This is a genomic window from Pseudomonas fluorescens group sp. PF-1 (assembly GCF_054481335.1).
In genome coordinates this window covers 2,316,034-2,329,908 of record NZ_JBTMNG010000002.1, presented here as the reverse complement: position 1 = coordinate 2,329,908, position 13,875 = coordinate 2,316,034, and the positions used below count along the sequence as shown (strand labels likewise).

The window sequence follows — 13,875 nt, the reverse complement described above, 5'->3', positions numbered from 1 at the left end:
TTTTAGTGCTCGGCGTACTGTTCTTTTTCGTCTTCGGCGGCCTTGCTCGTGGCTGTGCCGCGCTTAACAGGAGGCGGTCATGACTGGCTTCTAGCTTTTCGGCGGCTTGATAGCGGCGGGTTTGTTGATTTACCTCGTCTGCGCACTGCTTTTTCCGGAGGACTTCCTGCGACTACTCAAGCCTGGGGCTTGCTCGTGGCCTTTCTGCTGGTGCTGGGTATTCTGGCCTGGCCTCTCGGGCGCTGGTTGGCCACGGTGATGGAGGGCCGATTTGCCTTCGGTACGCGCATTGTGACGTGCGAATCGATGTCGAACGCCGCGTCGTGGAACGCTCAGGCATTCCGTTACACCTGACGCCACTGGAATACCGTCTGCTGGTCCCTCTTTGCTCGCATCCGAACCGGGTCCTGACACACCAGCAACTGCTCAACGCGGTATGGGGCCCATCGCACACCACTGATACGCCTTACCTTCGAGTATTCATGGGTGGCCTGCGAAAGAAAGTCGAGGCTGACCCTTCCCAGCCACGACACCTCATCACCGAAACCGGTGTTGGATACCGTTTTATTTCTTGAAGCTGCAAATAGAGGATATTGGCAGTTTTTGGCCAAACGTAACTGGGCGCGTCGAGGTCGTTAACTGGCGATATGAAAGGCGTTCGCTGCTCACATGAACATAGATATCTGGCCTGTGGCAGCTCAACGAAGTGAAGGGTTCCGGGGCGTGAAATTCAAGCGGGGTCGGTCAATTCGCGAGCTGCGGCGCGCTCTGTGTCGCCGGGACCGGCAACACCGCAATTTTGTACGGATCGAATATCCTCAGCATCTGACCGTTATCCCGCAGCCCTTGCAACAACTTGCCGAATGCCTCGCTGCTGATGGGCGAGGCCGGGCGCAGGATCGCGTAATGGTGATAGACCTGATCGACGCGCTCGGACACCAGAAATTGATCGGCGACCTTGTCGTTGCGCAAAAAATAGTCGCTGAGATAGGAGCGCGTGACCAGGGCGATGTCGGCGCGCCCGCGCAGCACCATCAGCAAGTTGCTGTCATGGGAATACGTCAGCGTAGCGTTGTAGTTCTGCGCGAGGAATTTGGGATCGGCATTGAAACCGGCAAATTCGTAGTGATAGCCGCTGAACATCGCCAGACGCTTGCCCGTCAGGTCGGCAAAGTAGTTTTGCTGGCGCACTGGCTGACCTTCATGCTGGCGCTGCGCGACAAAAATCTCGGCGTCTTCCAGGCCCATGTCGACACTGGTGTGGGGGATGTCCTTCCAGCCCCAGTCGGGGTTTTCGAAGATCGCCATATCGACCCGCCCTTGTTTGAAATCACCGAAACGCCGAGGAATGGAGGTGGGCACCAGGACGAACTGATAGTCGTTTTGCAGGGCGTTGAGCGCCTCGACCAATTGCGGCAGCAAACCGGTGTCGGCACCGGACTCCGGGCGCACGGTGTAGGGCGGAAAGTGCGCCGCACCGATACGCACCAACTGTGCAGCCTGGGACGGCATCATCCATAACGCAGCAAGCGCAATCAGCAAAAGCCGCGAAGCCGTCCGAATTGGCGAAGACATCAAAACTACCACTCCAAAAAAGTACTGCATCAATGCATTCAAGCTAGGCGGTTTCACCCAATTAGCCAGTTTCCTGCCGACCAATGCAATCTAATTATTTTTCCCCCAGCACCAGAATCAGCGCCTCGTCGGCCAGTTGATCGAGGTTCATGCTGCCACCGGCGCGAAACCAGGTGGTGGTCCAGGACAGTGCCCCGGTGAGAAAGCGTCGCGTGACAAACACATCACCGCGAATGAGACCGGCACTCTTCGCTTCCCCCAGTACCTGCAACCAGATGTCCTCGTAAATATCGCGCAACGCCAGGACCTTGGCCTGACCGTCCTCGGACAGTGAGCGCCATTCGTAGACCAGCACCGCCATGGCCTCGCCACTGCCGCCCATGATCGATTGCAATTCACAACGGATCAGCGCCAGCACCCGCTCGCGCACGTTGCTGGCGTCGGCGATGGCTGCACGCATCAGCGCGGTGTTGTAGCGAATGGTCTCCTCCATCACCGCCCGCAGGATTTCTTCCTTGCTTTTGAAGTGATGAAAAATGCTCCCTGACTGAATGCCCACGGCACCGGCCAGATCACGCACCGTGGTGCGTTCGTAGCCTTTATTGCGAAACAGGTGAGCCGCCACTTGCAGGAGCTTGCCGCGGGCACTGTCCGGATCGGTCAATTGGCCGTTTTCGACCAGTTCATGCATGACCCTCAGGGCTTTTTGCTCGTCCACCCGTTTTCTCCTACAGTCGAGATCACCGCTAAAACAGCGGGGTTGCGCGGGCAATTTAAGCTGCTGCCCGCGACCAAGCAAGCGCTCGGGCAGAAGTTATTTTAGCCGTTTACAAACCAAGCGCTTGCTTGGTAGTCTCGAAACACTTCTGTCGGAGGTGGTTATGGAGTTGACTGCGCCAAAAACGATCCGCATCGGTTGCGCCAGCGCGTTCTGGGGCGACACCTCGACCGCCGCCGCGCAACTGGTGGAAGCTGGGCGCCTGGACTATCTGGTCTTCGACTACCTGGCGGAAATCACCCTGTCGATCATGGCCGGCGCACGGATGAAAGATCCCCAGGCGGGCTATGCCAGCGACTTCATCGAAGTGCTCAGTCCGCTGCTCAAGCAACTCTGCGAACAAAAGATCCGTGTCATCAGCAATGCCGGCGGGGTCAACCCACAGGCCTGCGCCGCCGCGCTGCAAGCGGCGTGCGACAAGGCCGGCGTTGCACTGAAGATCGCCGTCCTGCTGGGCGATGACCTGCAACCGCAGTTCAAACAGCTGAGCACTCGCGGCATCCATGAGATGTTCAGCGGCGCGCCCCTGCCGCCCCTGTGCGTCTCGACCAACGCTTACCTTGGCGCACCGGGCATTGTCGAAGCCCTGCGCCTGGGGGCGGACATCGTGATCACCGGGCGCGTGGTCGACAGCGCGGTGGTCAGCGCCGCGCTGGTTCATGAGTTCGGCTGGTCGTGGCATGACTACGACAAACTGGCCCAGGCGGCCCTGGCCGGCCACATCATCGAATGCGGCGCCCAGTGTACCGGCGGCAACTTCACCGATTGGCGCGACGTGCCCGACTACGAGCACATCGGATTTCCCATCGTCGAAGTCAGCGCCGACAGCCAGTTCATCGTCAGCAAACCCGAAGGCTCTGGCGGGCTGGTCACCCCGCTGACGGTGGGCGAGCAAATGCTTTATGAAATCGGCGACCCAAGGGCGTATCTGCTGCCCGACGTGGTCTGCGATTTCACCCGGGTCAAACTCGTGCAGCAAGGCAAAAACGCGGTGCAGGTGCACGGTGCGAAGGGATTGCCGCCGACCGATCAATACAAAGTCAGCGCCACCTACCCGGATGGTTTTCGCTGCACCGCCAGTTGCCTGATCGCCGGCATCGATGCGGTCGACAAGGCTCGGCGGGTCAGCGAAGCGATCATCAACAAGACCTCGGAGATCTTCAGCCAGCGCGGCTGGGCGCCCTATAGCGAGGTCAACATCGAACTGCTCGGCAGCGAGGCCACTTACGGCCCCCATGGCCAGCGTCGCGACAGCCGCGAAGTGGTGATCAAACTCGCCGTGCGCCACCCGAATAAACAGGCATTGATCGTGTTCTCCCGGGAAATCGCCCAGGCCGCCACCGGCATGGCACCGGGCCTGACCGGGATTGTCGGCGGCCGCCCCACCGTGTACCCGCTGATCCGCCTGTTCTCGTTCCTGATCGACAAAACCGCCTGCACGCTGGAAATTGATCTCATGGGCCAGCGCCATCCGTGCGCCCTGCCCGCTGTCGATCTGCTCGACAGCGCCGACTTGCCCGTGCCGCTCGAACCACCCAAGCCTGCGGGCATGGCCGACGCCAGCGTGGCGCTGGTCAAACTGGCGGTGGCCCGTTCGGGCGACAAGGGCAACCACAGCAACATCGGCGTGATGGCCCGCGACCCCGAGTACCTGCCCTGGATCGCCGAAGCCTTGACCCCGGCGGTGCTCGTCGACTGGATGAGCCATGTGCTGGACCCGATCCACGGCCGTGTCGAGCGCTGGTATCTACCCGCCTCCCACAGCCTGAACTTCCTCCTGGAAAACGCCCTCGGGGGCGGCGGTGTCGCCAGCCTGCGGATCGACCCACAAGGCAAGGCATTCGCCCAGCAACTGCTGGAAATCCAGATTCCGGTGCCTCAGCGCATCGCCGACCAGGTCAACTAGAGGGCTGCCACCATGGCCTACGATTCGATTTTCAAAGCCGATTTGTTTGCAGGTTTTACCGTCATCGTCACCGGTGGCGGCAGTGGCATTGGCCGTTGCACCGCCCATGAACTGGCCGCCCTCGGCGCGCACGTGCTGCTGGTCGGACGCAAGGCCGACAAGTTGAAAGCCGTCGCTGCCGAAATTACCGAAGACGGCGGCAAGGCCGACTGGAGCACCTGCGATATTCGCGAGGAAGATGCAGTGACGCACCTGGTTGGCGAACTGATCCGCAAGCACGGCCCGATCCACGGTCTGGTCAACAATGCCGGCGGGCAGTACCCGTCGCCCTTGGCTTCGATCAATCAGAAGGGGTTCGAAACGGTGATGCGCACCAATCTGGTCGGCGGTTTCCTGATGGCCCGGGAAGTGTTCAACCAGTCCATGAGCAAACACGGCGGCGCCATCGTAAACATGCTCGCCGACATGTGGGGCGGCATGCCGGGCATGGGCCACTCGGGCGCCGCGCGTTCCGGCATGGACAACCTGACCAAGACCGCGGCGTTCGAGTGGGGTTACGCCGGGGTGCGGGTCAACGCCGTGGCGCCGGGCTGGATCGCGTCCAGTGGTATGGACACCTATGAAGGCGCGTTCAAGGCGGTGATCCCGACCTTGCGCGAACACGTGCCGCTCAAGCGGATCGGCACCGAGTCGGAGGTCAGCGCGGCCATCGTTTTCCTGCTCAGCCCGGCGGCGGCGTTTATCAGTGGCAGTACCCTGCGCATCGATGGCGCCGCGAGTCTCGGTGGCCGCGCATGGCCGATTCACCAGGCGACCCACAGTGAGTCGTACAACGGCTTTCACCGTGCGTACCTTCCAGACGTACTCAAGGATAAGGAATAACCCATGCCGGTGATTCAGTCGCAACTCGATCCCCACAGCGAACAGTTCGCCCGCAATCGCGCGGCCATGCTGGTGGGGATCGAGCAGGTCCGCGAACTCGAGCAGAACCTGTTGAACAAGGCAGCCGAGGCCAAGCCCAAGTTCGACAAGCGCGGACAATTGCTGCCCCGCGAACGCCTCAATCTGCTGCTGGACCCCGGCGCGCCCTTCCTCGAACTGGCGAGCCTGGCCGGTTACAAACTGCACGACGACAAGGATGGCAGCTCGGCCGGTGGCGGCCTGATCGCCGGCATCGGTTACGTGTCCGGCGTGCGCACTCTGGTGGTGGCGAACAACAGCGCGATCAAGGGCGGGACCATTTCCCCCAGCGGTTTGAAAAAGTCCCTGCGCCTGCAACAGATCGCCATGGAAAACAAACTGCCGGTGATCACCCTGGCCGAAAGCGGGGGCGCCAACCTCAACTACGCGGCGGATATTTTCGTCGAAGGCGCGCGCAGCTTTGCCAATCAGGCGCGGATGTCAGCCATGGGCCTGCCGCAGATCACCGTGGTGCATGGCTCGGCAACGGCGGGCGGTGCTTATCAACCCGGATTGTCGGATTACGTGGTGGTGGTACGGGGCAAGGCCAAGCTGTTTCTCGCCGGCCCGCCGCTGCTCAAGGCGGCGACTGGTGAAGTGGCGACCGACGAAGCACTGGGCGGCGCCGAGATGCACGCGCAAATCGCCGGCACCGCTGAATACCTGGCGGAAAACGATGCCGACGGTGTGCGTCAGGCGCGCGAGATCGTCAGCCTGTTGCCGTGGAACGACCGATTGCCTGCGCTACCGGAACGTCACTGGGAAGAACCGCTCTACCCCATCGATGAATTGCTCGGCCTGATCCCGGATGATCCGAAAAAGCCCTACGACGTCCGCGAGATCATCGCCCGTATCGCCGACGGTTCGAACTTCCTCGAGTTCAAGGGCGAGTTCGACCAGCAAACCGTCTGCGGCCAACTGAAAATCCAGGGCCGCGCCTGCGGCTTCATCGGCAATAACGGCCCGATCACGCCCCAGGGTGCGAGCAAGGCTGCGCAGTTCATCCAGCTGTGCGACCAGAGCCAGACGCCATTGCTGTTTTTCCATAACACCACGGGGTTCATGGTTGGCACCGAATCGGAGCAACAAGGCGTGATCAAGCATGGCGCCAAGATGATTCAAGCGGTGGCCAACGCCGGGGTGCCGAAACTGACGATCGTCGTCGGCGGTTCCTATGGCGCCGGCAACTATGCGATGTGCGGCCGCGGCCTCGACCCGCGCTTCATCTTCGCCTGGCCCAATAGCCGTACAGCGGTGATGGGCGGTGCCCAGGCCGGCAAAGTGCTGCGCATCGTCACCGAGGCCAAACAGGCCAAGGACGGCCTGGTACCCGATCCGAAAATGCTCGACATGCTGGAACAGGTCACGGCGCAGAAACTCGACAGTCAGTCCACGGCGCTCTACGGCAGCGCCAACCTATGGGACGACGGCCTGATCGATCCGCGCGATACCCGGACCTTGCTCGGTTACTTGCTGGATATCTGTCACGAGGCCGAGGTACGGCCGCTGCACGCCAACAGTTTTGGTGTCGCACGGTTCTAGGCCGGCGACCAAAGGGAGAACAATAAAAATGATTTTCACCCAGGAACATGAAGCCCTGCGCCGCACCGTCCGCCAATTCGTCGACAACGAGATCAATCCCCACGTCGAAGAATGGGAAAAGGCCGGACGCTTTCCGATTCACGAGATTTTCCGCAAGGCTGGCGACCTTGGCCTGCTGGGGATATCCAAACCGGAAAAATTCGGCGGCATGGGCCTGGACTACAGCTACTCGATCGTCGCCGCCGAAGAATTCGGCACCATTCATTGCGGCGGCATTCCCATGTCCATCGGCGTGCAGACCGACATGTGCACCCCGGCCCTGGCGCGTTTCGGCTCCGATGAATTGCGCGACGAATTCCTCCGTCCGGCCATCAGCGGCGAGCAAGTCGGCTGCATCGGCGTCTCCGAAGTCGGTGCCGGTTCCGACGTGGCCGGGTTGAAGACCACCGCGCGCAAGGACGGCGACGATTACGTGATCAACGGCAGCAAGATGTGGATCACCAATTCGCCGAGCGCCGACTTCATTTGTTTGCTGGCCAACACCTCGGACGACAAACCGCACATCAATAAATCGCTGATCATGGTGCCGATGAACACGCCGGGGATCAGCCTCAGCTCGCACCTGGACAAACTCGGCATGCGCAGCTCGGAAACCGCCCAGGTGTTTTTCGACAACGTGCGCGTGCCGCAACGCAATCGCATCGGCCATGAAGGTGCGGGGTTCATGATGCAGATGCTGCAGTTCCAGGAGGAACGCCTGTTCGGCGCGGCGAACATGATCAAGGGGCTGGAGTACTGCGTCGACAGCACGATCGACTACTGCAAGGAGCGCAAGACGTTCGGCAGTGCATTGATTGACAACCAGGTCATTCACTTTCGCCTGGCCGAACTGCAAACCGAAATCGAATGCCTGCGAGCGCTGGTTTATCAGGCCACCGAGCAATACATCAAGGGTCATGACGTCACTCGCCTCGCGTCCATGGCCAAGCTCAAGGCCGGCCGGTTGGGCCGCGAAGTCAGCGACAGCTGCCTGCAATACTGGGGCGGCATGGGCTTCATGTGGGACAACCCGGTGGCCCGCGCCTACCGCGATGTACGGCTGGTGTCGATCGGCGGCGGTGCTGACGAAATCATGCTGGGGATCATCTGCAAACTCATGGGCATTCTGCCGGGGAAAAAGAAATGACGACCTTGCCGGTTTGCCAGACCTTGCTGCTGGAGCCGCATAACGGCGTGCTGCACATCACCCTCAATCGCCCGGACAGCCGCAACGCCATGAGCTTGCAGATGGTCAGCGAACTGCGCGCGGTGCTGGCGGCGGTGCACGATGACCGGGCGACCCGCGCCTTGGTCATTGGCGGCGCCGGCGGGCATTTCTGTGCAGGCGGCGACATCAAGGACATGGCCAATGCCCGCGCCCAAGGCCAGGATGCTTACCGCGATTTGAACCGCGCCTTCGGTGCCTTGCTCGAAGAAACCCAGCATGCGCCACAAGTGGTGATCACCGTGCTGCAAGGCGCAGTGTTGGGTGGCGGTTTCGGCCTGGCCTGTGTCAGTGACATCGCCCTGGCCGATCATCAGGCGCAATTCGGCCTGCCGGAAACCAGCCTCGGCCTGCTGCCGGCGCAGATCGCGCCGTTCGTGGTCCAGCGCATTGGTTTGACCCAGGCCCGGCGACTGGCCCTGACGGCGGCGCGATTCGATGGGACCCAGGCGCGGCGGATGGGGCTGGTGCATTTTGTCGAGCACGATCCACAAGCACTGGCCGAACGCCTGGATGAGGTGTTGGCCCATGTGCTGTGTTGTGCGCCGGGAGCGAATGCGGCGACGAAAAAGCTGTTGCTGGCGAGCGCCGCGCAGCCATCGGCTGAACTGCTGAATCAAGCGGCCGAGTGGTTCAGCGAGGCGGTGACCGGAACAGAAGGCATCGAGGGCACCATGGCCTTTGTGCAGAAGCGTAAACCGGGGTGGGCCTCCTGAAAAACATCGCTGGCAAGCCAGCTTCCACGGTGGATTTGTGCCACACACAACCCTGTGGGAGCTGGCTTGCCAGCGAAGAGGCCAGCACTTTCACCGCAAAACCAAGGGAAAAACCCATGCCCGCACTCAAGAAAATCCTCATCGCCAACCGCGGTGAAATCGCCTGCCGCATCCAGCGCACCGCCCAGGCCCTGGGCTACCGCACCGTCGCCGTGTTCAGCGATGCCGACGCCGATGCGCTGCATGTGCGGATGGCCGACGAAGCGGTGAACATTGGCCCGGCTGCGGTGCAACAGTCTTATCTGAATATCCCGGCCATCATCGAGGCCGCCCGGCGCACGGGCGCGGATGCGATCCATCCCGGCTATGGCTTTCTCTCGGAAAACGCCGGTTTCGCCCTCGCCTGTCAGCACGCCGGCATTACCTTCATCGGCCCCAGCCCCGAGGCGATTGAGTTGATGGGCAGCAAACGCCTGTCGAAGATCGCCATGCTCGAGGCCGGTGTGCCGTGCATCAAAGGCTATCAAGGTGCCGAACAGGACGACGCAACCCTGAGCCGCGAAGCCGAACGCATCGGCTATCCGCTGATGATCAAGGCCAGCGCTGGCGGTGGCGGACGCGGCATGCGCCTGGTACACACGGCCGGCGACTTGCCGGAGCAGCTTCGCACCGCGCGCTCCGAAGCCCTGCACGGTTTTGGCAGCGAAGAACTGATCCTCGAACAGGCCCTGATCGAACCACGGCATGTCGAAGTTCAATTGTTCGGCGATCAGCACGGCAACCTGATCTACCTCGGCGAACGGGATTGTTCGATTCAACGCCGCCATCAGAAGGTCATCGAGGAAGCCCCGTGCCCGGTCATGACCGCCGAGTTGCGCCAGGCCATGGGCGAAGCGGCGCTCAAGGCGGGACGCGCGGTGAATTACGTCGGCGCCGGTACGGTGGAATTTCTGCTGGATGCGCGCGGACAGTTTTTCTTTCTGGAAATGAACACGCGGCTGCAGGTGGAGCATCCGGTGACGGAGCTGATCACCGGGCTTGATCTGGTGGCCTGGCAACTGAATATCGCCGAGGGGCAGCCTTTGCCGCTGCGTCAGGAACAGGTGCAACTCAACGGCCACGCCATGGAAGTCCGGGTGTATGCCGAGGACCCGGCCCAGGGTTTTCTGCCGCAGACCGGGCGCGTCGACGCCTGGGAACCGGCCGCGCAAAGCGGTGCACGGATCGACCATGGCCTGATCGAAGGCCAACAGATCAGCCCTTTCTATGACCCCATGCTGGGCAAGATCATCGCCCATGGCGCCACCCGCGAGGAAGCCCGGCGCAAGTTACTGCGAGCGGTGCAGGACACCGTGCTGCTGGGAGTGCAGAGCAATCAGCGTTTGCTCGCCAGCCTGCTGGATCATCCACAATTCATCAGCGGCAAATTCAGCACCGGGTTCATCGCGCAGCATTTCGCCGACCATACCTGCCTTCACCCACACGTCCCCGGCGCCGAGGAACTGGCGATTGCCGCGGCGCTGTTCTATCAGGCCTCTGCTCAATCGCATCGCGCCCCGCTGGCCGGTTGGCGCAACAACGCCAGTGTGCCGCTCCAGTATTGTCTGGGTTTGGAGGATCAAACGTGGTCGGTAGAGCTGAAGGCTATGCCGGGCAAGGCCTACCGGATTCGGATCGCGACCCGCAGCCTGGATCTGAACATCATCGAATGCGACGGACGCTGGGCCACTTTGGAAATCGACGGCATCCGCAAGCGCCATGCCTACCGATTGGAAGCCCGGCAACTCTGCCTGTTCACCCGCCCGGGCAGTTTGAGCCTGACAGACCGGACCCAGGCGCTGGTCAGCAGTCTGGCCAGCGTCAGTTCCGGTACCCTAAAGGCGCCAATGGACGGAGCGATCGTCGATGTGCTGGTCCATGAAGGCAGCCCGGTGAGCAAAGGCCAATTGCTGGTGGTGCTGGAGGCCATGAAGATGGAGCATCCGCTCAAGTCGGGCATCGACGGCGTCCTCAAGCGCTTGCAGGTGCAGGTGGGCGATCAGGTGAAAAACCGGCAGATTCTGTTGGAGGTCGAATAAGCCGCTAGGCGGATCCGCCGGGTTTGGCTACGCTCAAGCCCTATCAGGACGCGGATACCAGGAACCCTGCAATGCCTCACTGGCTGGTCATTGATCTGGAAGCCACCACCGATGAAGGTGGCTGGCCCATCACGGAAATGGAAATCATCGAAATCGGCGCCAGCCTGGTGGACCGCAAGGGCCGGGAGCTGGACCACTTCCAGCGCTTCGTCAAACCGGCACGGCGTCCGTTACTGACATCGTTTTGCCGGGAACTGACCCACATAACCCAGGCCAATATCGATGCCGCGCAGCCATTGGACGAGGTATGGGAATCGTTCGAGCGTTGGCTCGGCCAACATCGCACGCACCTTGAAGGCTGGGCCAGTTGGGGCGATTACGATCGCAAACAGCTGCTTCAGGAATGGCAGCGCCTGCACATCGACAGTGCACTGGCCAAGGTGCAACACATGAACCTCAAGCAGCGCTTTGCCAAGGTCCGACGCCTGGAGCGTCCGCTGGGGCTCAATGGTGCCCTGCAACTGGCGGGTTTGCAGTTCACCGGCCAGCAACACCGGGCGCTGGAAGATGCGCGCAATACCGCACGGCTGCTGCCACTGGTTCTTCCCCTTTAGAGAGGTGACTCGGCGTTGGGCCTTGTGCATACTGGCCGGCCCTTTTTAGCCCTTTTCGAGGAATCGCCCATGTTTAAAGTCAACGAGTACTTCGACGGCAACGTCAAGTCGATCGCCTTTGACAACGCTGAAGGTCAGGCGACCATCGGTGTCATGGCTCCGGGTAACTACGACTTCGGTACCAGCCAGCGTGAAATCATGCACGTGGTGTCCGGCGCGTTGACCATTCAACTGCCGGATAGCACCGAATGGGAAACTTTCAACGCCGGTGAACAGTTCAACGTTCCGGCCAATAGCAAGTTCAAGGTGAAAGTGGCCGTCACCACCGCTTACCTGTGCGAATACCGCGGCTAACCCCCGGGTTTCACAGCAGCAAAAAAATGCCCGTGTCCAAGGACTCGGGCATTTTTATTGAGCGCCGTTACTCGAGGATGGTCACCGGCATACCGACTTGCAGCCGGCCATTGCCGTCATTGACCAGATTCTGGCCGAACATCGCGCCATCGGCTTCAGACCGGTACTTCTGTAGGGAGGCCAAGGGTTCGCGATCTGCGCTGCGCTCGCCGGTCTGCGGATCGATGGTGGTCAAAATGCAACGCGCGCACGACTTGACCACCCGGAACTCGACATCGCCGATGCGAATGCGCTTCCAGCTATCCTCGGCATACGCCTCGCTGCCTTCGATCACCAGATTTGGCCGAAAACGCAGCATTTCCAGCTCACGTCCGACTTTTTGCGACAGGTCTTCCAGCGATGCCTGGCCGATCAGCAGCAGCGGATACCCATCGGCAAACGCCACCTGATCGTCGTCCTTGCCATAACCGGCCTCGGTCATGCGCGCACGATCCAATGGCACTTGTACCAGGCGCGTCGGTTTGCCAATGAATTGGCTGACCCATGCGCCCGCTTCATCGCCGGCATCGGGCACACGCAGGGTGTCGCGCCAGATGGTGACACCACGCAGTTCGGCGTCGCTTGCGGGCAAGGCGATATCGATCGGTGGGTGGCCGGGGGCGCTGAGGGTCAAGCCGCCTTCAGCATTCCACAACGCTGACAATTGGCTCATCTGCGCCACCGCACGCTGGGTCAGAAAGCGCCCGCTGGCCTCGTCGACCAGCATCCAGCGTCGATCTCCGTCCAGCCCCAGTTTGTCGAGGCTGACCTGCTGCAAAGGCTCACCCTTGCCAGATTTCAACGGATAACGATAAAGCGCGCTCAGACGCAACATGACCAGCTCCCTGGGAGGTAAAAACGCCACCCTATACGAGCTTGATCGCTGAATCAAAGGCCAAAAAACAGTGGGAGCGGCTCGCCGGATAAAGCGACGTCACAGACTCAGCCGGCTCCACAGGTTGTTTGCGGGCGCGGTCAGGCCGGCACGGCGTCAAGCATCAGGCGCTGACGCACCACGTCGACGAGTTTGTCGGGCTGGAACTTGGAGAGGAAATTATCGCAGCCAACCTTCTTGACCATGGAGTCGTTGAAGCTGCCGGACAAAGACGTGTGCAACACCACATAGAGGCCTCGCAGACGTGGATCGTTGCGGATCTCGGTGGTCAGGCGATAGCCGTCCATTTCCGGCATTTCCGCGTCGGTGAAAACCATCAGCAGTTTGTCGGTCATGTTAACGCCGGTATCGGCCCAGCCCTTGAGCATGTTCAGCGCCTTCAAGCCATCGCTGGCAATGTGCATCTTCACACCCAACTGCCCCAAGGTGTCACGCAACTGCGACAGGGCCACATTCGAGTCATCCACCAGCAACACTTCACGACCACGGGCACGCTCCAGCACCGGATCGTCGAGCTTGTCGCGGGATACCTTGGCGTTGTACGGGACGATTTCCGCCAGGACTTTTTCAACGTCGATGATTTCCACCAACTGATCATCGACCTTGCTGATGGCGGTCAGGTAATGCTGACGACCGGCGCTGGTCGGCGGCGGCAGAATGGCTTCCCAGTTCATATTGACGATACGGTCCACACCCCCCACCAGGAATGCCTGTACCGAACGGTTGTACTCGGTGACGATGATCGTGCTGTTCGGGCCTGGCACCAGTGGACGCATGCCGATGGCCTGGGACAGGTCAATCACCGGCAGGGTCTGGCCACGCAGGTTGACCACGCCACAAACGAACGGGTGACGCTGAGGCATCAGGGTCAGCTTCGGCAGTTGCAGGACTTCCTGCACTTTAAAGACGTTGATCGCAAACAATTGCCGTCCGGCCAGCCGGAACATGAGAATTTCCAGGCGATTCTCACCCACCAGTTGCGTACGTTGGTCTACCGTATCGAGAATGCCGGCCATTCAATGACTCCTGGGCTTGTTCTGATGAATTCACTATTGGAGGGTTATCGGCTGTTTTTGCCGGAGCTTGACCCCTTGCAAAATGCCACGCACAGGCATTGATGTCACATTAACATCATGCTTTACTGGCGTTGTGAT

14 protein-coding genes and 1 pseudogene are annotated in these 13,875 nt (G+C 60.9%); 11 read left to right on the top strand and 4 right to left on the bottom strand.

The window, feature by feature from the left end:
- Positions 1 to 103 precede the first annotated feature (103 nt).
- From kdpF to ACX3YD_RS25585, 3 genes and pseudogenes are all read left to right on the top strand, one after another.
- Positions 104 to 259: pseudogene (gene kdpF / locus ACX3YD_RS25595) on the top strand (K(+)-transporting ATPase subunit F); the annotation flags it as partial.
- The gene (locus ACX3YD_RS25590) at positions 196 to 354 is read left to right on the top strand and encodes a hypothetical protein (RefSeq protein WP_458962115.1); all 159 of its coding nucleotides are present in this window, start codon (positions 196 to 198) and stop codon (positions 352 to 354) included. The pseudogene kdpF and the gene ACX3YD_RS25590, both read left to right, overlap by 64 nt.
- On the top strand, positions 297 to 575 hold the full coding sequence (locus ACX3YD_RS25585) for a winged helix-turn-helix domain-containing protein (protein ID WP_458961344.1): 279 nt from the start codon (positions 297 to 299) through the stop codon (positions 573 to 575). Before ACX3YD_RS25590 ends, ACX3YD_RS25585 begins: the two co-directional genes overlap by 58 nt.
- Before the next feature lie 169 nt (positions 576 to 744).
- On the opposite strand, the gene ACX3YD_RS25580 is transcribed toward ACX3YD_RS25585, so the two are convergent.
- Entirely contained in the window at positions 745 to 1,575 is an 831-nt protein-coding gene (locus ACX3YD_RS25580; protein ID WP_458961343.1) for a substrate-binding periplasmic protein, read from the bottom strand.
- A 94-nt stretch (positions 1,576 to 1,669) separates the two neighbouring features.
- Positions 1,670 to 2,293 carry a TetR/AcrR family transcriptional regulator gene (locus ACX3YD_RS25575; RefSeq protein WP_458961342.1) on the bottom strand — a complete coding sequence of 208 codons (624 nt, stop codon included), beginning with the start codon at positions 2,291 to 2,293 and terminating at the stop codon, positions 1,670 to 1,672.
- 163 nt (positions 2,294 to 2,456) lie between these two features.
- On the opposite strand from ACX3YD_RS25575, the gene ACX3YD_RS25570 reads away from it, so the two are divergent.
- From ACX3YD_RS25570 to ppnP, 8 genes are all read left to right on the top strand, one after another.
- A complete protein-coding gene (locus ACX3YD_RS25570; RefSeq protein ID WP_458961341.1) occupies positions 2,457 to 4,259 on the top strand; it encodes an acyclic terpene utilization AtuA family protein in 1,803 nt (600 codons plus the stop codon).
- Positions 4,260 to 4,271: 12 nt separating this feature from the next.
- Positions 4,272 to 5,141, top strand: coding sequence for an SDR family oxidoreductase (locus ACX3YD_RS25565; RefSeq protein WP_458961340.1), 870 nt, complete (start codon positions 4,272 to 4,274; stop codon positions 5,139 to 5,141).
- A 3-nt stretch (positions 5,142 to 5,144) separates the two neighbouring features.
- A complete protein-coding gene (atuC, locus tag ACX3YD_RS25560) occupies positions 5,145 to 6,761 on the top strand; it encodes a geranyl-CoA carboxylase subunit beta (RefSeq protein ID WP_458961339.1) in 1,617 nt (538 codons plus the stop codon).
- Between the two features lie 28 nt (positions 6,762 to 6,789).
- Positions 6,790 to 7,947, top strand: coding sequence for a citronellyl-CoA dehydrogenase (atuD, locus tag ACX3YD_RS25555; protein WP_458961338.1), 1,158 nt, complete (start codon positions 6,790 to 6,792; stop codon positions 7,945 to 7,947).
- Positions 7,944 to 8,741 carry an enoyl-CoA hydratase/isomerase family protein gene (locus ACX3YD_RS25550; RefSeq protein ID WP_458961337.1) on the top strand — a complete coding sequence of 266 codons (798 nt, stop codon included), beginning with the start codon at positions 7,944 to 7,946 and terminating at the stop codon, positions 8,739 to 8,741. Before atuD ends, ACX3YD_RS25550 begins: the two co-directional genes overlap by 4 nt.
- A 116-nt stretch (positions 8,742 to 8,857) precedes the next feature.
- Positions 8,858 to 10,819 carry an acetyl/propionyl/methylcrotonyl-CoA carboxylase subunit alpha gene (locus tag ACX3YD_RS25545; RefSeq protein WP_458961336.1) on the top strand — a complete coding sequence of 654 codons (1,962 nt, stop codon included), beginning with the start codon at positions 8,858 to 8,860 and terminating at the stop codon, positions 10,817 to 10,819.
- Between the two features lie 71 nt (positions 10,820 to 10,890).
- The gene (locus tag ACX3YD_RS25540) at positions 10,891 to 11,433 is read left to right on the top strand and encodes a 3'-5' exonuclease (protein WP_103406302.1); all 543 of its coding nucleotides are present in this window, start codon (positions 10,891 to 10,893) and stop codon (positions 11,431 to 11,433) included.
- 69 nt (positions 11,434 to 11,502) lie between these two features.
- Positions 11,503 to 11,787, top strand: coding sequence for a pyrimidine/purine nucleoside phosphorylase (gene ppnP / locus ACX3YD_RS25535; RefSeq protein ID WP_103406303.1), 285 nt, complete (start codon positions 11,503 to 11,505; stop codon positions 11,785 to 11,787).
- A gap of 67 nt (positions 11,788 to 11,854) precedes the next feature.
- Here ppnP and ACX3YD_RS25530 read toward each other — a convergent pair whose 3' ends face one another.
- Entirely contained in the window at positions 11,855 to 12,661 is an 807-nt protein-coding gene (locus ACX3YD_RS25530; RefSeq protein ID WP_103406304.1) for an MOSC domain-containing protein, read from the bottom strand.
- 140 nt (positions 12,662 to 12,801) lie between these two features.
- Positions 12,802 to 13,737: a chemotaxis protein CheV gene (locus ACX3YD_RS25525; RefSeq protein WP_103406305.1), complete on the bottom strand. Its 936-nt coding sequence runs from the start codon at positions 13,735 to 13,737 to the stop codon at positions 12,802 to 12,804.
- Positions 13,738 to 13,875: the final 138 nt, after the last annotated feature.